This is a genomic window from Microcoleus sp. CZ3-B2 (assembly GCF_036705055.1).
Lineage (GTDB): Bacteria > Cyanobacteriota > Cyanobacteriia > Cyanobacteriales > Microcoleaceae > Microcoleus.
On sequence record NZ_JAUBTN010000013.1, the window covers coordinates 58,884 to 83,447 of the forward strand.

Annotated in this window: 21 protein-coding genes; 10 read left to right on the plus strand and 11 right to left on the minus strand. The window is 46.7% G+C overall.

Going from position 1 to position 24,564, the window contains the following annotated elements; genetic code table 11:
* Positions 1–442 precede the first annotated feature (442 nt).
* The 3 genes from QUA97_RS08405 to QUA97_RS08415 form a co-directional block, all read right to left on the minus strand.
* Positions 443–1,489 (minus strand): WD40 repeat domain-containing protein, encoded by a 1,047-nt coding sequence (locus QUA97_RS08405; RefSeq protein WP_333194379.1) that lies wholly within the window; start codon positions 1,487–1,489, stop codon positions 443–445.
* A gap of 44 nt (positions 1,490–1,533) precedes the next feature.
* On the minus strand, positions 1,534–1,704 hold the full coding sequence (locus QUA97_RS08410) for a hypothetical protein (protein ID WP_194067058.1): 171 nt from the start codon (positions 1,702–1,704) through the stop codon (positions 1,534–1,536).
* A 63-nt stretch (positions 1,705–1,767) separates the two neighbouring features.
* Positions 1,768–2,016: a hypothetical protein gene (locus QUA97_RS08415; RefSeq protein ID WP_194067059.1), complete on the minus strand. Its 249-nt coding sequence runs from the start codon at positions 2,014–2,016 to the stop codon at positions 1,768–1,770.
* A 696-nt stretch (positions 2,017–2,712) separates the two neighbouring features.
* Between QUA97_RS08415 and QUA97_RS08420 the strand changes: the two genes are divergently transcribed.
* Positions 2,713–3,111 (plus strand): DUF4342 domain-containing protein, encoded by a 399-nt coding sequence (locus tag QUA97_RS08420; protein WP_194067060.1) that lies wholly within the window; start codon positions 2,713–2,715, stop codon positions 3,109–3,111.
* Positions 3,112–3,198: 87 nt separating this feature from the next.
* Here the strand turns inward: QUA97_RS08420 and QUA97_RS08425 are convergent, their stop codons facing one another.
* Positions 3,199–4,584 (minus strand): hypothetical protein, encoded by a 1,386-nt coding sequence (locus tag QUA97_RS08425; protein WP_194067061.1) that lies wholly within the window; start codon positions 4,582–4,584, stop codon positions 3,199–3,201.
* A 415-nt stretch (positions 4,585–4,999) separates the two neighbouring features.
* Entirely contained in the window at positions 5,000–5,206 is a 207-nt protein-coding gene (locus QUA97_RS08430; RefSeq protein WP_333194362.1) for a hypothetical protein, read from the minus strand.
* Positions 5,207–5,328: 122 nt separating this feature from the next.
* On the opposite strand from QUA97_RS08430, the gene QUA97_RS08435 reads away from it, so the two are divergent.
* From QUA97_RS08435 to QUA97_RS08445, 3 genes are all read left to right on the plus strand, one after another.
* Positions 5,329–6,882 (plus strand): metallophosphoesterase family protein, encoded by a 1,554-nt coding sequence (locus QUA97_RS08435; RefSeq protein ID WP_333194363.1) that lies wholly within the window; start codon positions 5,329–5,331, stop codon positions 6,880–6,882.
* Between the two features lie 212 nt (positions 6,883–7,094).
* Positions 7,095–7,823 (plus strand): DUF3891 family protein, encoded by a 729-nt coding sequence (locus QUA97_RS08440; RefSeq protein ID WP_194067064.1) that lies wholly within the window; start codon positions 7,095–7,097, stop codon positions 7,821–7,823.
* 249 nt (positions 7,824–8,072) lie between these two features.
* Positions 8,073–9,032, plus strand: a complete 960-nt coding sequence (locus QUA97_RS08445; RefSeq protein ID WP_194067065.1) for a YegS/Rv2252/BmrU family lipid kinase — start codon at positions 8,073–8,075, stop codon at positions 9,030–9,032.
* Positions 9,033–9,167: 135 nt separating this feature from the next.
* Here QUA97_RS08445 and QUA97_RS08450 read toward each other — a convergent pair whose 3' ends face one another.
* Complete coding sequence (locus tag QUA97_RS08450) at positions 9,168–9,524, minus strand: hypothetical protein (protein WP_190740317.1); 357 nt, start codon at positions 9,522–9,524, stop codon at positions 9,168–9,170.
* 374 nt (positions 9,525–9,898) lie between these two features.
* Here QUA97_RS08450 and QUA97_RS08455 point away from each other — a divergent pair, with 374 nt between their 5' ends.
* The 3 genes from QUA97_RS08455 (at position 9,899) to vapC (ending at position 15,249) form a co-directional block, all read left to right on the plus strand.
* Positions 9,899–14,389, plus strand: coding sequence for an NACHT domain-containing protein (locus tag QUA97_RS08455; RefSeq protein ID WP_333194364.1), 4,491 nt, complete (start codon positions 9,899–9,901; stop codon positions 14,387–14,389).
* A gap of 231 nt (positions 14,390–14,620) precedes the next feature.
* Positions 14,621–14,851 (plus strand): antitoxin, encoded by a 231-nt coding sequence (locus QUA97_RS08460; RefSeq protein ID WP_333194365.1) that lies wholly within the window; start codon positions 14,621–14,623, stop codon positions 14,849–14,851.
* A complete protein-coding gene (gene vapC, locus QUA97_RS08465) occupies positions 14,848–15,249 on the plus strand; it encodes a type II toxin-antitoxin system tRNA(fMet)-specific endonuclease VapC (RefSeq protein ID WP_333194366.1) in 402 nt (133 codons plus the stop codon). The genes QUA97_RS08460 and vapC overlap by 4 nt, the downstream gene beginning before the upstream one ends.
* 133 nt (positions 15,250–15,382) lie before the next feature.
* Here the strand turns inward: vapC and QUA97_RS08470 are convergent, their stop codons facing one another.
* Together QUA97_RS08470 and QUA97_RS08475 are read right to left on the minus strand one after the other, a co-directional pair.
* A complete protein-coding gene (locus QUA97_RS08470; protein ID WP_333194367.1) occupies positions 15,383–17,110 on the minus strand; it encodes an ABC transporter ATP-binding protein in 1,728 nt (575 codons plus the stop codon).
* 80 nt (positions 17,111–17,190) lie between these two features.
* Complete coding sequence (locus QUA97_RS08475; protein ID WP_333194368.1) at positions 17,191–17,673, minus strand: FxLYD domain-containing protein; 483 nt, start codon at positions 17,671–17,673, stop codon at positions 17,191–17,193.
* A gap of 211 nt (positions 17,674–17,884) precedes the next feature.
* Here QUA97_RS08475 and QUA97_RS08480 point away from each other — a divergent pair, with 211 nt between their 5' ends.
* Positions 17,885–18,661: a Uma2 family endonuclease gene (locus tag QUA97_RS08480; RefSeq protein WP_333194369.1), complete on the plus strand. Its 777-nt coding sequence runs from the start codon at positions 17,885–17,887 to the stop codon at positions 18,659–18,661.
* A gap of 49 nt (positions 18,662–18,710) precedes the next feature.
* On the opposite strand, the gene QUA97_RS08485 is transcribed toward QUA97_RS08480, so the two are convergent.
* Positions 18,711–20,408, minus strand: a complete 1,698-nt coding sequence (locus tag QUA97_RS08485; RefSeq protein ID WP_333194370.1) for a flavin monoamine oxidase family protein — start codon at positions 20,406–20,408, stop codon at positions 18,711–18,713.
* A gap of 99 nt (positions 20,409–20,507) precedes the next feature.
* Between QUA97_RS08485 and QUA97_RS08490 the strand changes: the two genes are divergently transcribed.
* A complete protein-coding gene (locus tag QUA97_RS08490) occupies positions 20,508–21,422 on the plus strand; it encodes a PPC domain-containing protein (protein ID WP_194067071.1) in 915 nt (304 codons plus the stop codon).
* Between the two features lie 184 nt (positions 21,423–21,606).
* Here the strand turns inward: QUA97_RS08490 and QUA97_RS08495 are convergent, their stop codons facing one another.
* A complete protein-coding gene (locus QUA97_RS08495) occupies positions 21,607–22,218 on the minus strand; it encodes a hypothetical protein (protein ID WP_333194371.1) in 612 nt (203 codons plus the stop codon).
* 52 nt (positions 22,219–22,270) lie between these two features.
* Positions 22,271–23,446 (minus strand): bifunctional diaminohydroxyphosphoribosylaminopyrimidine deaminase/5-amino-6-(5-phosphoribosylamino)uracil reductase RibD, encoded by a 1,176-nt coding sequence (ribD, locus tag QUA97_RS08500; protein ID WP_194067073.1) that lies wholly within the window; start codon positions 23,444–23,446, stop codon positions 22,271–22,273.
* A 187-nt stretch (positions 23,447–23,633) separates the two neighbouring features.
* Here ribD and QUA97_RS08505 point away from each other — a divergent pair, with 187 nt between their 5' ends.
* A complete protein-coding gene (locus QUA97_RS08505) occupies positions 23,634–24,491 on the plus strand; it encodes an FAD-binding domain-containing protein (RefSeq protein WP_333194372.1) in 858 nt (285 codons plus the stop codon).
* Positions 24,492–24,564: the final 73 nt, after the last annotated feature.

Genomic DNA, 24,564 nt, shown 5'->3' on the forward strand with positions numbered 1-24,564 from the left:
CCCCTTTGAAACCTGACTGTAGCAATTCTAAATCAATTTAAATAAGTGTTTCCCAGGAAGAGCCAGAGAACTGATGTCACTCGCTGCATTGCCTCGGGACGCAATTGGGTAGGCTTTTCCTCGCTCCAGAAGCGTTACTTTCGCTCGAACTGGTAACGAGTAGTCCTACAAATCCTGCAAGGATTACTATATTTAGTAAATTTCATCTATCCAAGATTCGACTAACCAGAATATAGCAGTTATAACTACCTTTAATTTTTCATATAGTTAAAGGTAGTTCAGATTGATAGACATCCGCGACCCGATCCCGAAAATTGCCTATTACCCCTTACTGAAAATTATATGACAATCAGACAAGAGTAGCGACAAATCGAGAGCCGATCGCCCGCCGTGACAATTCAAGTAAAACCCGTTGCGGAGAATTGCCAAGAAATATCAACAGTCATTTGGTTTCGCACAAATGCCGATCGCTCTCAACACCGGGATTGTATCGCAGGTAGTCTTCCAGCCAGCCACAGCCGACTGCGACCAATTTGTCAAGTTCCACAGATTCTACTTTAGCAGGCTCAAGAGTCCAAAGCTTCACCGACGCACCTTTGCCGGCAGATGCTAAAGTTGTGCGATCGCCACGAAAACTCACACTCCATACATCCGCTCGATTTCCCTGAAAAATCTGCAGCAAAGTACCATCTCGCCGCCAAACTCTCACATTACCGTCCGTGCTGCCCCCTGCGATCGACTTGCTGTCGGCGCTCCAAGCAACAGATCCCAAACCTGCGGTAGAATCGGCTATAGTTTGGAGCAACTTGCCATCGGTGTTCCAGAGTTTCACAGTCCAATCGTGACTCGCCGAAGCAATCATCTCGCCGTCGGGAGAAAAATTGCAGCCCCAAACTTCAACTCCAGGTCCCAAAAGAGTTTTCTTAACTCGAAACTCTGTTTTCCCGCTGCGTTTCCAAAGTTTCACAGTTCGATCCTGACTGGTGGAAACCAAAAGATTGCCGTCGGGACTGAACCTGACTGATGTTACCGGTCTAGTATGTCCTGTTAAAGTCTGCAGCAAAACGCCGCCTGCACTCCAAATCTTAACAGTGCGATCGGAACTTGCACTAGCAATTAGCTGAGAATCAGGACTAAAACTCGCACTCCAAACTAAATCTTCACGTCCTTTCAAAATTTGCTGCAAAGTTCCGTATCTGCGCCAAATTCTGACAGTTTTATCAAAACTTGTAGAAGCAATTAACTGACTGTCTGGACTGAAAACCACCTCAGTAATTGACTTGCTGTGTCCCGGCAAACTCAAAATTAACTTACCGTTCGGCTGAAAAACTTTCACCATAAAATTGTCACTCGCACTCGCAATCAACTTGCCATCCTGGCTGAAATCAACCCTGTGTCCGTTAAAAAAATGATTGCGTTCTCGGACTGCAGTGAACGTTGGGTGCAGTATATTAACCGTATCTGTTTTTAGCGCTGGAGAAACTTCTATTTACGGCAATTTTTTGGCGCTGCTGACGGCTGCGATTAAAGCTCCTAGCTGGAGAAGTTGAGGGAGAAGTTGAGGGAGAGAATGCTGTCAATTTCGTCGATAAAAATGACGCTCGGACGATCGCTCGCAGGAAGCAATACTTGTTCGATAAATTCATTTAATCGGAGGACTGGCGGCAAATGTTCTCGCTCGCGCCACCAATTCCTGACATTCATTTTTATTTTTAAGCTGTGGGCGAGAGTAGCTGTAAAGCCCGCATACCACTGGAGGGGAGTTATTTAGGCGGTGCCAATTCCCGTGATGTCAACAAGTGAGCAGGCGGTATTTTCGGCTTGCAAGCGGCGTGCTGTTTGCACCCGCAAACTCGATTTTCCCATTTGCCGCCCGGTGAGCGCGTAGCAAAATTCGCCTGCTTTTAATGCGTCGTAAAGTTCGCGATCTGCCGCTCTGGTGACGTAGGTAGGAGCATTCGCCGGCCAACTTCCGCCAACTTGATATTCAAATTCTGTAGCTGTCAAATCGGACAAGGCCAATAAAGGGGAAGCAGAAGCAATTAATTGTATTTTACCTAACTTTTCCTCAAGTTCAACTTCTCTTTGAGGAATTTGATTTTGTTGGGATAATCGGGCGGTGATAATTACTTCTTTTTTCCCTTGATTTTAGGCAATTCTCATGAGAAACTCTAAGATATTCATGGGATGAATGTCTGGGGGCTGGGTTTTGTTTGGTATCGCCCGCTTGTTAGAGAGAAAGGACATTTGAGGAAAGTAAGCGAGGGTTTCCATGTGCGGTTTGCCAAACGAGATGTGTTAAGTATATAAACGGTGGGGCGATCGCACTTTCAGTACAATGTCACTATTTCAACCTGTACATCCGCTGACTCTCTAATTCTGAGTGGGTGAATATCTCTACAATCCTTTGGCTGTCTGGGTTAGAAGTGTTTTAATGTAGGGGCGCGCCGGCCGGCAATCTGCAGACAGTTAGCGTATTGGCACAAGCCAAGGGGAACGGAGGAGAGTTTGTTGCTTGTTGCTTTTTCCTCTCGGCAGAATCGAGCCACCGGAAGACGGATTTTGGGCGATCGCCCTCAAAGATGAAGAGAAAAAATAGAGCCAGCCGCAGCAATATCAACCAAAAGAATGATTCACAGACAAAAAGTTGCGTGTTATCTTTACTAGATACTTCATATACAAAAATAATTTTACCTAAAAGGAGAGCAAAAAATGGAAACACCTACAGATCGCATACAAGAACCGGTGGGGACAAGAGAACTCGAATCAACACCTGTCTCTAAAACAGTTTCGGCGCAAAAAGTGGCTGAGGTTAACTTTGAAACGACTCCTTTAGAAACACCTGCTTATGCTCAGCAGAAAGTTACCGTCGAAGAGTTGAAGATTAACGGCAACGATTTGGTTGCTAAGGTTAAAGAACTGATTCACGAAGGCAATATCCGCCGCATCATTATCAAAAATGAAGAAGGACGGATTTTGGTAGAAGTCCCTCTGACGGTGGGAGTAGTCGGCGGAGTTATCGGTGCGGCTTTGTTTCCTGTGATTGCAGCAGTAGGTGCGATCGGTGCATTAGTCGCTCACTTGACTATCATCATTGAAAGAACGGATTAAAAAAAATCAGCGGTGAGAAGACCGGGCGGTTTCAACCGCCGTCTTCCTTTGATAAAATTTGGTTGAGGCCGCCGTCTGATCTATACCCTAAGAAACAGCTTGGTGAGCTAGCTTAACTTTCCCTAAAGCCATCTTCCTGCTGTCAAAGAGTTTCATAACTCCCGAAGAAATGGTGTCGATGACATCAGGAGCGCAGTAAGACAGAAACTCTTCCGACGTAATACGCTCTGCAAAAAAATCTTGAGCTTTCTTCAGGAAGTTTTCAGTTTCAGCAAAGCCGATAGATTTGATAATAAAGGTAGCTACGGGGGAGTTTTTAATATCATAGGGAGATTCTTGATTGCGTCCTATTGCTAACAAATCTAAAACCTCTTTTTCTAACTGACTTTCTAAGGGGTAGGCGATTTGTCGGCTGGGCAAATAATCCTCTAGAACCGATGTTTTAAATCCGGGTGCGCGAAGTTCTCCCATCATGGTTGAAAGGGGAATGTCGCGGCCCAAACGGTAGGAAAGAGCTTCTAAGATGGCGATGGTAATTAGTTTGATTCCGAGATAAAGTTTGGCAGCGGCGATATTTTTTCGTGTTTGGGCGATCGTGTAAGCGTAGGTTTCATCGTCCGGTTCTTGCATAAACTGCTGGAAAACGAGTTCGGGTTTGAGGAAGTTTAAAAATCCTTCCATTTTTTGCAGAGACCTGCGATATCCGGCAACAGTATAGGAATTGACATTGCTCAATTCGTGGTTGGTTTCCGGCATTAAGTTCCAGGTATTGTCTAAGAAGTTAGAGGAATTTGGAGAGGCAAAATTCTCTACATCCCGATTTGCTAACCTCACAGAACGCTTGACAATTTCGACAGTTTCGGCATCAGTCCATCCGAAATCAAAATCGCGATTTACAATTACCAACCGCTGGTGCAAAAGTTCGATCGCGCTGAAACCCAAGGGCGAAACCGGACGAAAAGGAATAGTAGCTTCGATGCAGGCGGAGATTTCGGCGATCGTACTAGCTGGCAAAAAAGGCTCTAAAGATTTGGCAGCAATCACGGCGCTCAAAAATTCGTTTTGGCCGCCAAAGGGCGAGAGAGCCTTACCGGGAAGGAACCCAAAGACACTGGCCACAAGCTGATACATGGTATCGTCGGGCAGTTCGGTTTCATCTTTAATAATTAACTGCGATCGCACTTCTTTGACAAAAGGACAAAGGGCGCTGCTAATATTGAAACTTACGCCCTGATCGACTTGCACGTACACGAGGTCGTGAAATAGCGCAGCCAGCACCTCTACCGGATCGACTGACCCCCCGACCTCAAAAATATGTTCCGACGTGTGAAAGTAGCGCCAAGGCCCTCTCATGGTTTGAATGATTAACTCAGCTATCTGTTCGAGCTTCGGAATGTCTGCTCGACCTCCCAATTGCTCGATCGACGTGACTAAGCAATCCAAACACCGTTTTTGTTCTCCCAAAAGCTCCATTTACGCACCTCCAGTGCATTCCCTGATTGTCTTGGACGCTTATTGCATGGTATCAAAACACGCTGCGATCGTGCCATTGCTTTTGGCTCAAAAATTTCAGCTCGCGGGAGAGAGTCCGAGTCCGAGAGAGTCCGAGGGGGAGAGTCCGAGAGTGCCAGGGGGATAGTCACAGAGGACAGGGGAAAGGGGGAAACAGGCGAATTAAAAAATTAAAGTTTGGCGGCGAATGACCAAGTATGGCGATCGGTATCATGAGTAACAGGAGATTCGATCGGTGAGTTAATAACCGCCAATTGGCGAAATCTCAAAAAAAATCAAATTTCTAATAGCAATTATCAAAACTCGTGCAACAGTATTGGTAGAGTTGGTCGTACAAAGACAGCTTTGCACCTCAGATTATTTCTATTCAATATTGCTACACAACAATTGTCGGATTTGTTTTCACCAGCCCGGAGAGCGCTGGTGCGACTCTGTGAGATTGTCGATGGTGAGGGGAGGGATTGATAGCAAGGGACGCGCCCTGCAGGCTCAAAAAAATCGACTTTCCCTCCAAAAACTCCCCGATCGAGCGGCCGAGCAAAAACCAAGTTTTTAGCTTCCGGGCCCAGCGATCGATTTTCACCTTTTAGAGAGATGCAAAAAGTCGCCCGATCGCTACACTATTAACTAGGAACTCAGCAATTTGGGAGACTAGGCGGCGTGAAATTCGTGTCCGACCCGCGAATAACAGTCAAAATCAGCAAAATGAACGAGCGGGTGCGGTGGCAAGAACAGGCGATAGTCGATCGGGCGATCGACCAAACTCGGATTGTTTTAGAAACTCAAACCAGCGACTCTCCAGAATTTTCATTTTTAGTCGCAGGGGACAGCGGCACGAGCAACCACCGCGGCCACAACCCGCAGCGGCAGATTGCCCAGCAAATGCTCTCGCAGCGGGAAACTTGCCGTTTCCTCCTCCACACGGGGGATGTAGTTTATCTCGTCGGTTCCAGCGAATATTACTTGCAAAACTTTATTCGCCCCTACCGAGAATTTATCGTCGGCGGCGAGCATCCCTCTCGGATTGCTTACGATCGCATGGTGTTTAACTTTCCGTTTTTGCCAGTACCGGGAAACCACGACTATTACGACTTGCCCGTAGTCTACGGCCTGCTGTCGGCAACAGCTTTGCCCCTGCGGAAGCTGTTGGGTAGCAAGTTGGATCTCGATGTCGGCTGGCACGGTTCCGATCGCGGAAATGCCTACGCCAAAGCATTTCTCGACTACCTGAGGGCTCACAAATTGCCGGGAGAACTCGATCGCCACCTAGACACCCACTACACCGCCAGCACCAGCACAGGCCGCTGCATCCGCTACCAACCCGGAGGCTTTACCCGCTTACCCAACCGCTATTACACCTTCCGCAGCGGCGGCATCGACTTCTTCGCCCTCGACTCCAATACATTCAACGAACCCTTGCCGCTGCCGAAAACCAAACAAGGCGACATTCGCCGCCGGAATTTGGAAATCGAGCGCCAGCAGTTGGAACAAGAAAAATTAGCAATGCTGGAAATGTGCGATCGGCTAAACCCCCAAATTCCAGAAGAAGCCGAACAGCTAGACGACTTGAGCGCCAAATTAGCGCAAGTTGACGAAATGCTGATGGATATTGACAAACAACTGTCGCCCGACAAAACAGCCACCGATGTCGAACAGCTCGAATGGCTCGAAAGGCGACTGATTGACTCTTGGCGCGATTCAGACGTGCGGGGGCGGGTAATTTACCTGCACCATCCCCCCTACGTAACCGAGGCGACAAAGTGGAATCAAGCTCAAACTTTGGCCGTGCGGTTGCGGTTGCGCGAGGTACTCGACGGGGTGCGCGATGCAGTTGGAGAAGTGGCGCGGGGTCGTCCGCTAGTAGATTTGGTGCTGACCGGCCACGCCCACTGTCTGGAACACCTGAAGACTGGGGATACCGGACACGGCGACTCTGGGATTAATTGGATTGTTTGCGGGGGAAGCGGTCACAGCCTGCGCCGCCAGCGCCCGGAAGGCCCGGTGTTGGAGGAACCATCGAGTCCTGAAGCTTATCGATTGGGGCGCGAACCGGGTGTCAAAACCGCCGGCCGGCGGGTAGCGGAATCTTTGCTATTTGTCGGCCGCAGCGGTCAAGGTTCCCACAAACGCCGTCCTTATTCGTGTTTGCGGATTGATGTTCTTGACGGGACTCCCCCCAAGTTCCGAGTCACACCTTTGGTTGTGGAACGATTTGAGGGCAAATGGCAGGATATCGCGATCGAACCTTTTGTGATTTAACTTCGTTTCTACGTTTGATCGTTCCGACTTGGGTGCTCAGACTTTTATGAAAAACTGAGTCCGAACGATCGAACTAATTGCATTGTTGGCGATCGGGATCGAGTTTTGCCGAAGCAAAAAACTTAATTCCTAAGTTGGAAACTCGCAAAATTCTGTCTCGCACGGGAAAATTTTTAATCTTTTCACTCAACTTAATTCAGGAGAAAAATTCAATGATTGCCAACTTAACCGCCACCGGTTGGGAAATTATTTATCACCGCGCCCACGCTTTGCTCGCCGCCCAAATTGGCGGACAGTGGAAGCGCTCGAAATCTCCGATTCGCCTCTACGAAACCATAGCCGCGATTTCCCACCACGACGATTTAGAAAAAGAGTGGGAAGAACATATTTTGACTCAAGCCGGCGCGCCCTTTGATTTTACCTTGGACACAGAAACTTCAGTGCCTAAAATGAAAGGATTGACTGAGACTTCTATATATCGGGGGCGGTGGGTAGCAATGTTGACTTCCATGCACATGAGCTATCTGAATGAAGGAAAGCGGGGAGAGTCGAAGGAACTAAACGATTTTTTGGACGAACAACTCGCCAACCAAAAAAAATGGCGCGAGGAGTTGAAGATTTCTAAAGAAGAGGCAGAATCAGCCTATGCTTTTTTCCAGTGGTGCGATCGGCTATCATTAATTCTGTGCAGCCGCGAGTTACCCGCCGGAGAACGAGCTTTAGAAATTAGTGTCGGCCCCGACGGAAAACGCTACGATATTCTACAGCACAGCAACGAACTCGTAACTGTAACTCCTTGGCCTTTTGAAGACGATAAGTTTACGGTAAACGTCGAAGCGTGCCGCTTAGATAAAGTCAAGTTTGACAGCAATGAGGAAATTAAAGAAGCGCTGGCAAAAGCTCCGCGCGAAGTGTTAGAATGGACTTTTGTCAAGTCTTAATCAAACCTTTGAAAAATAGGTGAGGTTTGTTTTCGGAGTTGCTCGTTACCAGGAAGAGCCTGGTAATGCAGATGCTTTGGCTCTGCCTCCTTCGATATGGCAACTTACAGGAGAGAAGACTGTAGAAGTTGTTTGAGTTATTAATTTTTCGATCCTAAGAGCGATTTAGGGGGTCGAAACTTCGATACAAACGGAAAAACGATGATTTCAGTTCAGCCATTACCTATTACCAATTACTGATTATCAACTATGAAACGTTCAGCCTGCCTAATCTTTAATCCCGTCGCCGGCAACAGAGACCCAGACCAAGATTTAGCGATAATTCAGGATATTTTAGAGCCGTTTATTGACTTAGATATTGTGCTGACAACGCCAGAAATAGACGCAGATCGACTCGCCCGCGAAGCAGTTGCTAGGGGAGTTGACGAAATTATTGCTTGCGGGGGCGACGGCACACTATCAGCAGTTGCTGGGGCGATTGTCGGCACAAATATTCCTTTAGGAATTATTTCGCGGGGAACTGCAAATGCTTTTGCTAATGCTTTAGAGCTTCCGAATACAATTGAAGCAGCCTGCGAAACTATTTTGGGTGGGTTGAGGCGGGTGGTGGATGCGGCGACTTGCAACGGTGAAATGCCGATGGTTTTGTTAGCTGGCGTGGGTTTTGAGGCGGAAACTGTGGAATTAGCCGATCGCGATATGAAGAATCGCTGGGGAATGCTGGCTTACATTCTGTCGGGAATTAGACAGTTAAACAATCTAGAAAGATTTGAAGCCCAAATCGAGACAGAAGATAAAATCGTCAGCGTTACTGCTGTAGCCGTCACGGTGGCGAATGCAGCGCCGCCTACTTCGATTTTAGCTCAAGGCCCGGCGGGGATTATTTTTGATGACGGCTTGCTGGATGTGACGCTGGTTGCGCCTGAAAATAAAGCTGGGGCGATCGCAGCTTCTTATCACCTATTGCAAACAGCTTTGACCGGCAATCCGAGCGATCGGGACGACATCGGTTATTTGCGCGCCAAAAAGGTAAAAATTACTACCGATCCGCCTCAGAAAGTAGTTGTAGACGGTGAGATTTTCGGCATGACTCCGATTACTATTGAGTGCGTTCCCGGAGGTTTAACTATTTTTGTACCGCGAGTTGAAGAACAGCAAGCAGTGGAAAAACTCACCGGTTTAGCAGATATCGAAGTTACATTGAAGTAGCTTTTCGACAAATCAATTCCGGCGGTTATAAACCAGGTTTGCATAAATCAATTCCGGCGGTTATAAACCGCGTCTACACAAACAAAGTCCGCCTGCGCGGACTGGGAGCAAGATCGCATGGGCGGTCTTTTGTTTTTAGGCTTCTAAAATTTGGCGAATCCGGCGCTCTAAACGTTCGAGGTCGAGTCCGCCTTCATCGCGGCTGATGCGGCGCACAGTGACGTTAACGTTGCTCAAATCTGCGAGCAAATCTTGCAGGATTTCTTGTTGCTGGCGAGCTTGAGTTATTTCGCGCGGTTCTTGCACCAAATCGCGGACGATCGTATCTTCCGCGCGCGAAGCAACGATCGGGTCAGCTTCGCCGTCTACGTGCACGAAAGTCCGCCGTCCCGGCCCCCGTTCTTCTTCGATTGGTATTACTGCTGTTACGCGATCGGAGCGTACATATTTACCAAATCCCAGGTGGACTAGCACTGATGATTGTATTTTCATAGATAGCAAAATTTATTTGCAAGTTATCTATATTTTAGCTTTTACATTCAGGATATAACAACTAATATGACCGTTAATTTTACCACAAAATATGTCGGCTTTTCCTCTGTTTTATTATTGTCATTTTTAGTAAAATCTGCTAAGCTAATTAACTGAATAGAACCTAGGCACGGGCAGTCACAAACCGGGGTTTTTCCAAAAATATTTCGTTCCAGCCAGCAGAATCTGTAAAAATCCGGTTTCTTTTGCCGGAGTGCGTAACTCCTGTTAACATATAATTACAGCAGTTTGCTGCCGCAACACATTTCAGGGACACAGCCTACCGATTCTAGATTTGAGCATTACTTCCACGGAAAAACAGGAAAGCCTAAATCATGCTAATTAGTCTCGACTTAGTTATCAGCCTCCTGACGGCAATTCCCTTCGGCACCGTCAAAGACAAGCTTCAACGGAACGAAGCTGTCATCAAATTATTAAAAAGATTCAACCTCGATCCCGATGCGCCGCCAGCAGATTTTAGCGGAGTTTATGTTTATACTTTAGTAGAATACGGCGCAGGCAAACCCAAACAAATTTTAGAACTGTTTCGCCAAAAAGAAATTGAATCAGCATTTCGCAAAGCCTTCGAGTCCGATAGCCCAGCCATTTTAATTAAAGCTGGTGAAGATTATCTCAACGAGTCTGCTTTGGGCAAAGAACTTCGAGATTTAGGGATTGACCCCAGACGGGAATTCATGGCTTTTGCGGCCGTGTTTATGGAAGTCGCAAAGCGGACGCGGACGCTGGGTGATGTGATGGTGGGAAATGCGATCGCCTCTTTGCAAAAACGCCTATGTATGGTAATGGATCGCATCGAACGCCTTCCCACGCTGGAAGGAATTCGCACCGAATTTGCGCGACTGGAATCTGAAGATTATCCCGCACTTCCCGCAGCATCAACGAATATTCAAAAGTCTCAAGCTTTTATTTTATCACAACAAGTTCGCGGGTGGTTTGAAACATTAAGTTATAAGTTTGAAACCTATCAAATCTCGGAGGATAACTATTTTGAATGGATTATCAATGTTCCTGTCAGACGCAATCGGTACGATCGCATTTTAGTGCGCGGAATTGCCGGAGAAGCGGGACTCAAGGACATTTCGGCCTTGCGCGAGTCGGTGGAAAAACAGCGCACCGATGAAGGCTGGTTAGTTACCGCCCGCCGCATCAGTCGCGCCGCGCGGGATGAAGTAGAGAAACCAGAAAATCATAATTTAGCTTGCTATACCTTCGATGAATTACTCGACCAAGATGCCGATTTTACCGCTTATCTCGATTGGCTAGAAACAGAAATTACTAGCCGAGAAATTAATACTAAATACGTGCCGCTAGCTTGTACGAAAGAAGAAATTGACCCCGATACTCACCGCAAGATAGGCGTGAGTCATTATGACGGGCGAGATGGCTGGATCGAAGGTTATATTGATTTGTGGTTGAATGACCCAGTAAAAGAACATATTTCAGTTTTAGGAGAATTTGGAACGGGGAAAACTTGGTTTGCGATGCACTATGCTTGGATGGCACTGCAACGCTACCGATATGCTCAAAAGCGCGGCTTGGAACGCCCGCGTTTGCCGTTAGTAATTCCGCTGCGAGATTACGCGAAAGCCGTTAGTGTGGAGTCGCTATTTTCTGAGTTTTTCTTTCGGAAACACGAGATACCTTTGGCGGGTTATTCTGCCTTTGAACAACTGAATCGCATGGGTAAGTTTCTGTTGATTTTCGATGGTTTTGATGAAATGGCCGCTAAGTGCGATCGGCAAGAAACCATCAACAACTTCTGGGAACTAGCAAAAACCGTCGTTCCCGGCGCAAAAGTCATCCTCACTTGCCGTACCGAACACTTTCCTGAAGGCAAGGAAGGACGGGCATTGTTCAATGCAGAACTGCAAGCATCAACAACCATTTTAACAGGCGAAACTCCCCAATTTGAAGTCTTAGAATTAGAGAAATTTAACGACGAACAAATTGGGCAAGCGCTGTCATTTCAAACAGAAGCGGCGACAGTAGAAAAAGTGATGGGAAACCCGCAGTTATTGGATTTAGCGCGTCGCCCGGTGATGACCGAGTTAATTTTGGAAGCATTGCCCGATATTGAAGCTGGAAAACCAGTCGATATGTCGCGGATCTATCTGTATGCGGTGCGGCGGAAGATAGAGAGAGATATCACAGCCGAACGCACTTTTACTTCCCTAGCAGATAAGCTTTACTTTTTGTGCGAACTGTCTTGGGAAATGCTGTCTACCGACCAAATGAGTATCAATTATCGCGGTTTTCCCGATCGCATTCGCAGCCTGTTTGGTTCCGTCGTGCAAGAGGAAAAAGACTTAGACCACTGGCACTACGACATGATGGGTCAAACGATGCTAATCCGCAATGCAGATGGGGATTATACTCCGGCGCACCGTTCGTTATTAGAGTTTTTTGTCGCTTATAAATTTGCGGCGGAATTGGGAGTTTTGGCGGCAGATTTTACCGAATTAGTTGCGCCGGAACAGTCTTGTTTAGATGCTAATGCAGCGCCTCAAAAATATGCTTGGTCTAATTATTGTCGATTGCAATCCCAGAAGAGAAATAAGGGTGAACTTATCGCAGCTTTGCAGGGATTTGTTGCTGAAGATTTAGGGCAACTCCGTCAGAGTTTCGGACACGGGCCGCTGACAAAAGCAGTGATGGATTTGTTGTTACCAATGGTAGGGGCGGTGTCCTCGTGCCGGCCCTGCCTCGATGTAGGGGCAGCTACGGAGAAATTATTGGAAATTGTGGAAGCAACGCGGGGGAAAACTGAAAGTGAGGTAGGTTATGTAGGAGGGAATGCGGCGACGCTGTTGGTGAAAATCGATCGCACTGCGTTAGAAACAAAAGACCTTTCTCATGCCGTTATTTTAGGTGCTGATTTTACAAACGCTAGCTTGCGTAGTGTCAATTTTGGTGAAGCGAATTTGGCTAGTTCTGCTTTTACTAAAATCTTCAGCAGTGTTCGGTCAGTAATATTTAGCCCTGATGGCAAACTGTTAGCTACAGGTGATACTGATGGCATAGTTCGCTTGTGGGAAGCTAGCAGTTGCAGAGAAATATTGACCTGTAAAGGACATACCAACGTGGTGGAGTCAGTCGCCTTCAGTCCTGACGGTAAGATACTTGCTAGCGGGAGTTATGAAAATATAATCAAGTTATGGGATGTCAAGACTGGTGAATGTTTAAAAGTTTTGCAGGGACATACCGGATCGGTAATGTCAGTCACCTTCAATCCTGATGGAAATATACTCGCTAGCGGGAGTTTTGATGGCGCGATCAGGTTATGGGATATTCACACGGGTGAATGCTGTAAAATTTTGCAAGACCATACTAAAGTTGTATTTTCAGTGGCTTTCCATCCTGCTGGTGAGATGTTAGCCAGTGGAAGCGGCGACACAACAGTAAGGCTGTGGAATGTCAGTACTGGTGAATGCCTCAAAATTTTGTACGGTCATACTAAAAACGTGTTTTCAGTAGCTTTCCATCCTGCGGGTGAAATACTTGCTAGTGGCAGCAGCGAAAAAACAGTGAAACTGTGGGATATCAGTAGCGGTGAATGTCTCAAAACTTTGGAGGGACATGGCGATCGAGTACGGTCAATAGCCTTCAGTCCTTCGGGCGAAATACTCGCAAGTGGAAGTCACGATCGAACTGCAAAGCTGTGGGATATCCGCACTGGAAAATGCTTGAATACTTTGCAAGGACATAGCAATCAAGTAGGGTCAGTCGCCTTCAGTCCAAACGGTGAAATACTTGTTAGCGGTAGTTACGATAAAACGCTGAGGCTGTGGGATATCGACAGCGGTGAATGCTTGAATACACTGCAAGGGCATCGCAATCAAGTAATATCGATCGCCTTCAGTCCAAACGGTAAAATACTTGCTAGCGGCGATGACGAACAAACTGTCAAGCTGTGGGATGTCAGCAGTGGTAAGTGCCTCCAAATTTTGCACGGACACCTCGATCGGGTAAACTTAGTTGCCTTCAATCCTTCGGGTCAAATACTTGCCAGCGCTAGTTATGACCAAACACTGAAACTGTGGGATATTCGCAGTGGTGAATGCCTTCATACTTTGCCAGAATTTGGCAATGAAACACGATCGATCGCCTTCAGTCCAAATGGTGAAATACTTGCGAGTGCAGGTTATGACCAAACGGTGAGGCTGTGGGATATCGGTACTGGCGAATGCCTTAAAACGTTGCACGGACATAACAATTATGTATACTCGGCTGCTTTCAGTCCTTTGGGCGAGATATTTGCCAGTGAAGGTTTTGACGGAACGGTGAGGATGTGGGATATCCATACTGGTGAATGCCTCCAAATATTGCAGGGGCATACGGATTGGGTACGCGCGATCGCCTTTAGCCAGAACGGTGAAATACTTGCCACTGGAAGTATCGATCGAACAATTAGACTATGGGATGTTCGCAGTGGTGAATGCCTCCAAATCTTACAGGGGCATACTGATTGGATACGTTCAGTTGCCTTTAGTTCTTCTAGTGAAATAGTTGTTAGTGGAAGTGTCGATGGAACGGTAAGACTATGGGATATCAGTACAGGTGAATGTCTCAAAATTTTGCAAGATCATACCAGTAGAATTAACTCTGTTGCCTTCAGTTCAAATGGAAAAATTATTGCTGCTTGCAGTCGGGATGGCACAATTAGACTTTGGGATATTGAGACTGGTGAGTGCCTCAAAATACTCAAAAGTGACAGACCTTATGAAAACATGAATATCACGGGTGTTACGGGTTTAACGGAAGTTGAAAAAGCCACGCTCAAAGCTTTAGGGGCTGTTGAAAATTAATCATCGCCAAGGAGGAAGTATGCAGTCAGCAATACGGATTACAACATTGATATTACCCATATTTAGGACACGGCAGTGCCGTGTCCCTACAATTAACCGGGCGATGGTTACATCCTAGATAGCGATGGCGGGCGAGCCTTCGCCCGTGCTACGATTATTTTGGGGTAGGGAAACGGCACTGCCGTGTCCTCCGTTACTAAAATATAAATTGAACCACCCGGAGGAAAAACTATGAATACTGCGAGATTATCGATCGCGGATGACTACCAAACAGTCATATTACCCAAAGAATTTCATTTGGCAGGAAATGAAGTGTATGTCAAAAAAATAGGAGATGTTCTTGTCCTAATCTCCAAAGAAAATCCTTGGAAAACTTTTTTTGATAGTTTAAGTATGTTTTCTGACGACTTTATGCTAGTCAGGGATCAGCTTCCTTTGGAGACGAGAGAGGCTTTTGAATGAGATTTTTACTAGATACTAATATCTGCATCTACATCATCAAGCGCAAACCACAAAAAGTATTCGATAAATTCCAAACACTTGAAATTTTTGATATTGGCATTTCATCTGTTACTATTGCCGAACTTGAGTATGGAGTTTACAAAAGTCAGCGTCAAGAACAAAATCGGGCTGCACTCACTCAGTTTTTAATAACTTTACCAATAGTTCCTTTTGATGAAAGAAGCACCCAAACTTATGGACAAATTAGAGCAGGATTAGAACGTCAAGGTATTGTCCTAGGCCCAATGGATTTGCTAATCGCATCCCAAGCAATCAGTTTGGGGCTGACACTCGTGACGAATAATGTTAGAGAATTGTCGCGTATCCCAGGATTAACCTTAGAAAATTGGGTTGATTAGCGATTCTATTTTGCCTTGTGCTGTAAACCATCGTAGGGGTGAAGCATTCGGGCGAAAATCTCATACAAAAAGCCGAGTTCAAATATCGGAATGCTTCGCCCAAAGTCCACAAACAAACCCCATGAAATGTAGCCTACTGACTAAACTGTTGAGCGTAGTAGCCAGCATATCGAGATCCCTTTTCCAGCAATTCCTCGTGGGTGCCCGATTCCACAATTCTGCCTTTTTCTAGAACTAAAATGCGATCGGCTCTGCGGACAGTAGCCAAGCGGTGCGCGATAATAAACACAGTGCGATCGCGCATCAATCTTTCCAGGGCTTCCTGCACTAAACCTTCAGATTCCGAATCCAGCGCCGATGTAGCTTCATCGAGAATCAAAATTCTGGGAGCGAGCAGAACCGCACGGGCGATCGCAATTCTTTGTTTTTGTCCGCCAGACAAATTTACACCCCTTTCTCCAACCCAAGTTTGATAACCGTCGGGAAACTCAGTAATGAATTGATGGGCGTTAGCAATTTGTGCCGCTTTTTCCACATCTTTTAGTTCATAATAAGATTGACCAAAAGCAATATTTTGAGCAATCGTACCCGAAAAAAGAATTGTTTCCTGCGGTACAATTCCGATTTGCCGGCGCAGAGTATTTAAGGTGACATCTTGAATATCAATACCGTCAATTAAAATCTGTCCCGCTTGCGGATCGTAAAATCTCGGTAACAAATTTACTAAGGTAGTTTTCCCGGAACCGGATGCGCCCACAAGGGCGATCATTTCTCCCGGAAGCACCAGCAAACTCATATTTTGCAAAATCGGTGTTTCCGAATTATAGGCAAAATTAATGTTGCGATATTCGACTTTACCTGTAACGCGGGGAAGTTCGATCGCCCCTGGCTTTTCGACGACTGCGGGTTGAATGGCTAAAAGTTCAAAAATGCGATCGCTAGAAGCTTCTCCCTGCTTAAAATCGCCGTAATTTGCAGTTGTAATGGCGATCGGGTCAATTAACAGTGCCACCCCTGCGATATAACTGATAAATTGAGTACCTGTGAGGTTTCCTTGAGCTATTTGCCAACCTCCTAGGAAAAACAGCAAAATCACGCTCATCGCTTCCAGAAAGCCAACTACAACGAACTGAAGCGCTTTTACTCTTTCCGACAAATACTTAGCGCGGCGGTTTTGTTCTGCTTCTTCCCCAAAGCGAGCAATTTCGTAATCTTCAGCCACAAATGCTTTAATTAAACGAATGCCGCTGAATACTTCTGTCAGCAAAGCGGATAAATCAGAAATGCGATTTTGACTTTGCCGCGAGTAACTCAGCAATCTTTCGCCAAACCAGCCAATTAAGATAGCCATCAGCGGTGCGATAATTAATGCTCCTAAAGTTAATTGCCAGTTGAGATAAATCATATATCCCAAAACGGCAATTAGCTGCAAAACACAAGGAATAAACTGATGGAAAAATTTATTTACGACTTCGCCAATGCGGTCAATATCTTCGGTGAGGCGATAGGATAAATCTCCGGTTTTGGCAGTTTCAAAGTAGCCAATATTGAGTTTTTGGAGGTGTGCGTAAACTTTTTTACGGATTTCTAAAGCAATAGTCAAAGCTGCTTTAGCCATCAGCGTATCTTGACCGTACTGGGCCGTACCGCGCATCAGAAATATAACGGCGCTGAGTGCCGCAATTTGACCGAATCCTTGTAAATCTCCTTTTCCTATAAATTTGGCTGTTTCGCCAACCAGCCACGCGATAATTGGCCAAAATATGGTAAATACTACGGTACAAGCTAATGCTTTACCGATAGTTTGTTTTTGGGGACGGAGGTAAGGTAAAATTTGCCAGTATGTCGATCGAGTTTTCAAGATATTTTGCCCTCGCAAATTCTGTTTTTAGAGATATCTGAGCCAGAATATGATATCAGCGATCGGGCAAATCGCCACAATCATTCTAAAGCATCTGCATAAGTCGCCTGCACCTTAGCCCCTGCGACAACTGCACCCCTAAAAGTAGCGGACTCTCCGGGTGCAACAGTAACTGGTAGAGCGTCAATAAATCCGTTATCAATTAAATTACCCGATTCGTCCAAAACTTCATAATTGACTTTCACATTCTTGATTGTTTTGCAGCCTTGATTGACCACTTTACCGCTGAAAAAACTGCCGTCATAATTAACCGCCGCAATTGATAATTTTGCAGCAATATTGGAACCACTAATGCAAGTTTGGGCAGTTTCCGAATTTAGTGATTTTTCGCAGAGTTTGCCCAAATCTACTGTTTTGCCGTCGGGAGTTTTCATGTAGCAAAATGGCTCGTCAATTTGTGAAATTTGAATTTTGGTATTTGTAGAATCTGCCAGCAAAGGGCTAGCTGAGAGTGGCGAGATTAGCAAGGTTGATAAGGCTAGTGTAAAATGTAATATTTTCATATTTTTTCTCATATCCAGACGGCGGTTGAAACCGCACCTACAAAAACAAAGTCTACCTTTGCGAACTGAATAAAATAACGCAAAACATAATTTTAATCGCCCTTCATTCAACCCCCTATATAAGCTGGCTTTGTTTGTAAAAATGCGGTTTCAACTGCCGTCTTATCTTACAGTATGTTATAATAAAATATCAAATTTTAGAAATAAAGTCATGGTCGCGACTCAAGATTACCCAAAACAAAAAACGGTAGCAATGACCGTAACTTGGGAGAAGTTGCCAGACGACTTCCAATTAGAAGAAAAACCCGTGGAGAATACAGGTCAACCGCTAATTGCCGGAGCACTGCGAGAAATCTTAGAACTGAGAGGATTAATCGGCCCGCTAATGCTGATTGCTAGCAAATTTGGCATTTGCGCTACTGTCAACGGCGAGTTAGTTATTAAAGCACCAGATTGGGTTTATGTACCTTCCGTACTCCCGGTAGAATCGAGAAGAGACCGCAAAAGCTACACCCCAAACTTGGAAGGAGAAATCCCAAGCATTGTGATGGAGTTTTTGTCGGAAACAGACGGCGAGGAATATTCTATTAGACGTACTTTTCCTCCCGGAAAGTGGTTTTTTTACGAACAAATTCTGCAAGTGCCAACTTACATCATTTTCGATCCAGAAAGTGGATTGTTGGAGGTCTATCGTTTGCAAAATGGCAATTACAAACTCGAATTTCCTGATGAAGAAGGTCGCCATTGGATAGCAGATTTTGGTTTGTATTTGGGAACTTGGCGGGGGGAAAAAGAACAGCGTACTGGTTATTGGTTGCGCTGGTGGGATGAAGCAGGAAATCTGCTTCTCTGGGGTGTAGAACAGATAGCAGCGGAACGACAACGGGTCGAACTCGAACGCGAACGGGCCGATCGCGAATGCGAACGAGCAGATCGCCTTGCTGAATATTTACGCGCTCAAGGAATTAACCCGGACGAAATTGTTTGATAAATTATCTGTGATATTTGTAGGGTGCGCTGCGGCGCACCTTACGTTATTATCTAATACTCGGATTCCTATTCCTCAGATTCCGGGTTCCGGGAACTTTCCGGCTGGGACGGCGCTGGTTCAAACTGCTCGCACTGCGAGTATTCAAAGCATCAGCAGAACCTGTCAAACCCAAATCTTGTAAAATTTCAAAAGCCGCCCTTTGTCCGGTTTCGCAACCGCCTTCCATATAACCTTGATTTTCCAGCGAAGTGTGTTCTCCGGCAAAATATAAATTGCCAACTCGTTCGCCTTCAACGCCGTACATTTGCGTCCACTGTCCGACTAAATAGCAGGAATAAGAACCTTTAAAAAAGCGTTCTCCTGACCAAAAAGCTCGTACAGCTTTGCCGGTTCGCAAATTACTCACTCCGGGAAAAACTCTTTCAAATTGTCCCAAGAATTGTTTTGCGTGGTCTTCGGGAGTTCCGCTACCGATCGCCAAACCCTGCTTTCCTCCTGTAAAATTAGTAACTAAACCGTTACCAGTAGGAGCAAAAGGCGTAGGTTCCCAGCTATTTTGGAAGCCTAAATCGCTATAAACAGAAGCAGTCGATTGATAGATTTCCCGCCAAATGCGGCTGCGGTAGCCGGTAATTAACTTAGAATTAGTACCGTAACCCAATTGCTCGATCGCCCTGCGCTTTGGTTGCGGCAAAGGTACGTTAATTTTAACGTCTCGCAGAGTGCTAAACGGCAAAGTTAACAAAACTCGCTCGTAAATGCGCTCAAAGGCACTTTGTCCCGATCGCAAATTTACCCGATAGCGGCCGTCCGGTAACAGAGTAATCGCTTCCAAAACCGTGCCCGCCTCGATTGAATCAGACAATTGACCCGCTAAACGGTTGACAATTTGACTGTTACCGCCTTCAATTTGATAGCGCTGGTCGCTGTTGCCGAACAATTCCAAACTGTTAGGTTCAGAACCGATTAAAAACAGCAGGTTTAACGCCGACTGTTCCTCGGCATCTCTGCCGTATTCCGTGATGTAAGCAATGCGGAGCAACTGCCGAACAATCGTGCTAGTATCAGCTCCATCGAGATATTGAGCGATCGAAATATTGTCCAATCTTTCCGCAGCTTCCGTAAAATCTTGATAGCTAAAGTTATCGCCCACCGCCTGCCAATCAGCACTAATTTTAGTGGCTAGCGGCGCAAAATCTGCGATTAATTGTTCTTGAGAAAAGCGTCGCCCATCCAAGAAAAAAGTATCCTTCACCAATCCCCGCTGCACGCCAAGTAAGTCGATCGCCTGCAAACCCAATTCCGTCGCCAGGGAAATCAAAGTAGTGTGGCCAGTGTCAATATATTCTCCCCCCAAATCGGCAGAAATCAGCGTTCCAGCCACCTTGGAAGCCGTGCGAATCCTCCCCCCCACGCGGTTAGTTGCCTCAATGATATCGGCACGCACGCCCGCTTGACGCAAGCGATAGGCCGCCGTCAAACCCGAAATTCCCGCACCCACAACCAAAATGGGCGATCGTCCGCCTTGTTGAGCAAAAGCTCCCTCCCGAGTAAAAGTCGCAGCAGCAGCAGCACTCGCTACCGCCAAACCCCCGTGCAGCAACTGGCGCCGAGATATGGGAAAATTGGAACTGCGCGAAGTCAGCATCCCCAGTAATTCATCAGCCGGAATGCCCGTTTCCCGAGACTTTTGGGCAATACTCGCAGCGCGGCGCAGCATTGCCATCAGTGCAGATTTAGCCATAATTGAGCCACCCTCACAAAACTTCGGTGTAAACTGGATTGTCAATCGAACTTGATTATGCACTTTCCAGACTAAAGTACAAAGAGATTTTTTTTAATAATGCTAACCCTCAGAACACTGTTCGACAGCAAATTTTATCTCGAAAACAACCCAGATGTCGCCGTAGCAGTTGCCAGGGGCACAGTATCGAGCGCCTTCGATCACTACCGAAAAATTGGCAAATTTGAAAATCGCGATCCCAACGCCCTGTTCGATGCCAGCTATTATTTAGACACTAATACAGACGTAGCAGCATCAGCCAAACTCAACGGCTTTTCAGCCGCCGATCACTTTATCAAATTCGGTCAATTTGAACGACGCAACCCCAACCCGTTATTCGATGTTAGTTTCTATCTAGCAAGCAACCCAGACGTTCAGACAGCAGTACAGACAAATCAATTTACCGCCTTTGAACACTACTTTAAAGTCGGTCAACTTGAAAACCGCAAACCGAGCGCTTTCTTCGATCCCAGCTTTTATCTAGAAAAATATCCGCTGATACAAGCAGCAGTCACCAGCGGCGCAGTTAAAAGTGCGATCGACCACTACATTCAATTCGGCCAACCAGAAGGATTGTTGAGTACACTCCCCGATCCCGCCGACAACTTAAACGCAGCACAAAACCTAGGAATTCTTGGAGAAATTCAAACAGCGAGCGATTTTGTCGGCGCTGCCCAACCAACCGACATTTACAGTTTCATCCTGAATACTCCGAGCCTTTTTAGTGCAACAGTTGACGGTTTGAGTGCAGATATTGATGTAGAATTAATTCAGGATCGGGGCGGCAACGGCGCAGTTGGATTAGAGGATCTTATTGCTTCATCTAACAATTTAGGTACAGCTTCAGAAACAATCGTCAGCAATGGAGCTTTGCCTCCGGGGACTTATTTCCTCCGCGTGTCTCAATTTCAAGGCGATACCAATTACAACTTGAGATTGCTATCCGCTCCCTCAGTAATACCTCCCCAAACTTAAAATATAATTAACGTATATAGCAAGCCTAAATCAGTCAAAAAAAAACCACACTTCTCCTCACTTCTCCACTCTTCCTTCGCGCTCTTTGCGCCTTCGCGGTTCGTAAAAAAAATCTGGTTTACAAATGATTTAGACTTGCTATAAAGCTGACAGCAAAAAAAACGATAGACAATTTGCCCAAGTCTTAATTCGTACTTTCCGGCCCGCCCGGAGAAGGCAAAGATTGAGCCGGTGTTTGAGGCCAATTAGAGCGACTTTTGCTGAGAGTGGCCGATACCAAAGCATAGCCCAAAACAGCAGGCAGGACGATCGCGCTCAGCAACACGATCGCCGCAGCCCAAGTCATCGCATTCGACATCGGGCCGTAATGACTGCGGTAAGGGTCAAAACTTGGTAAATTAGGCCTCGGAGCGTCCCGCAGCGCGATCGGGCGTTTGAACCGCACCCGCCTGTCATCGAGCTTTTCGAGCAAAATCCAGCCAACTTCCGCCTCTTCCCGGCACAGCTTGTGAAAAATCGCCGGATTGCGAAACAAATCCCTGCTAGCCCGGACAATCTTGTACTCCCAAACCGCCAAATCATCAGAATTGCGATCGGATTTAGGATTGCCGTTGGAGCGCGCATTTTCAGGCGCATTAAAATTATCTTCTTGAGATTCGTACCGAGTCAAAACTTCCTCCTCTTCGTCGCATTTTTCCCCCGCAACCGATTGCTCGCGGCTCACCAAGACACCCACGATTGCAGCCTCTAAACCGAGACTACCAACCATCAAACTCCAAATCAGAATTTCCACCATAAAAGGAGTTAAAATTTAAAAATTAAAAACTAAAAAAATTCGCTTTTAACTTTCAATCTTTAATTTTCAAATAGCCTTCCACCACACAATCTGCACCCACCGTGCGCCAAGAAACCCGCTCCAAAGTCAAAGCATCAGTCATTGCCGAAAACCCCAAATCTCCCACAGGAGTGGGAGCATCTCGGCCGCCAACAATTTTAGGAGCAATAAAAGCCATAATTTTTTGAACCGCACCTTCAGCAATTGCCTTAGCCGCCAAAGTGCCACCACACTCCCACAGTACAGAAAGAAAAGAGCGATCGTACAAATAAGCCATCACATTAGTCGGTGTCAGCGGCGACAATTCTACAACTTCCACCCCTTTTGCTATCAAAAATTCCTGAAATTCCGGGTTAACCCCAGCTTCAGTCAGCACCAAAGTAGCCGCCGAGGAGGTTTCCCACAACCAAGCCGACTTCGGCAAATCCAGAGTGCGGCTCATCACCACCCGCAGGGGATTATTTCTGTCAGGGTGATGGCTAGTGAGTAGGGGATTGTCCAAACGCACCGTATTGCCGCCAACAATCACCGCATCGCAGCCGACGCGCAGCCGGTGTACCTCGCTCCGAGCCTCCGAACCCGTCACCCAAGCGCTGTGACCGGTATTGGTAGCAATTTTACCGTCCAAAGTCATCGCATATTTCAAAATTCCAAAAGGCCGGCGGTACAAAATCCGGTGCGCGAAAGCTTCGTTGAGTTTCTGACAAGCTTCCCCTTCCACTCCCGCCACCACTTCAATCCCGGCTTCCCGCAACCGGGCGAGTCCAGCGCCGGCTACCAAAGGATTCGGATCGACCATGCCAGCCACTACTTTTGCCACCTGGGCTTTGACTAAAGCTTCGGTACAGGGAGGAGTACGCCCGTGGTGGTTGCATGGTTCCAGGTTCACGTAAACTGTTGCTCCGGCGGCGAGTTCCCCCGCTTCGCGGAGCGCAAATACTTCGGCGTGAGGTTGGCCGGCACCGGGATGAAACCCTTCGCCGACAATCTTGCCGTCTCGGACAATTACAGAACCGACTAGGGGGTTGGGTGCGGTTTTGCCGAGGGCGCGGCGGGCCAATTCTATGCAGCGGCGCATCATGGCTCGATCGAACTCTTGAACTTGGCTGTTGTCCAGTTGTTTGGTAGATTGCTGCTGTCGGTTAGCTGAATTGGCGATCGATTGAGCGTCCGCCCCAAAAGTGTCCATAAGATTTTGCTATGATATCTAACCCTAAGTTTAGTGACTTTGATGCTAATTTTGGGCCGCCAACGATCGATTCCTGCTAGGCGCACTGTACGGTATCGGGAGTCAAGGGCAACAAGCGGGCGATCGGGCAGCTTGTTACCGCAGCAAATAGCTTTAATATTAACTAACAGGCGCTTAAGAAAAAACAATGAGTCAGGACATGAAGCGGGAATTTACCAGCCGCGACGAATTAATAGCCTACGTCAGCCAACAGTTTCCCGAAGCCGCCGCCCAGGATAGCAACATACCCGCAACCCCAGGCGGGCGCAAAGCAGCCGAGACAGCCCTGCAACAAATTGATCCCGGCAAATACGCCTCCACCCGCAATTTCCTCAACGGCGCGGTAACGCGGTTGTCGCCCTATTTGCGCTACGGCGTTTTGAGCCTTGCCGAAGTGCGAGATTTCGTGCTCTCGAAAGTGCAGCATCCAGAAGATGCCGTAAAACTTGTCAACGAATTGGGTTGGCGGGATTATTGGCAGCGACTTTATGCCGAATTGGGCAAGGGGATTTGGCAAGATAGGGAACCCTACAAAACTGGTTACACTGCTAAAGATTACAGCGAAACTCTGCCGCAGGATGTAGTCGAGGGCACGACTGGTAACGTTTGCATCGACAGTTTCAGCCGCGAGTTGCGAGAAACCGGTTATCTGCACAATCACCAGCGGATGTGGATGGCTAGTTATTTGGTACACTGGCGGCGCGTGCGCTGGCAAGCCGGAGCTCGCTGGTTTTTGCAGCACTTGCTAGATGGAGATCCGGCGAGCAACAATCTTTCTTGGCAGTGGGTAGCGAGCACTTTCAGTCACAAACCTTATTTTTTTAATCGGGAAAATTTGGAGCGTTACACTAAGGGAGTTTATTGTGGCGATTGTCCTTTTTACGGGCAGTGCGATTTTGAGGGAACTTATGAATATTTAGAAAGCAAGTTGTTTCCTCATGGCGAAAAGGTCGATCGCACGGGCGGTTCTAGAAGTTGGCAACGCCATAAAAAAGGTAGTCAGTAGTCATTAGTCATTAGTCATTAGTCATTAGTCATTAGTCATTAGTCATTAGTCATTAGTCATTAGTCATTAGTCA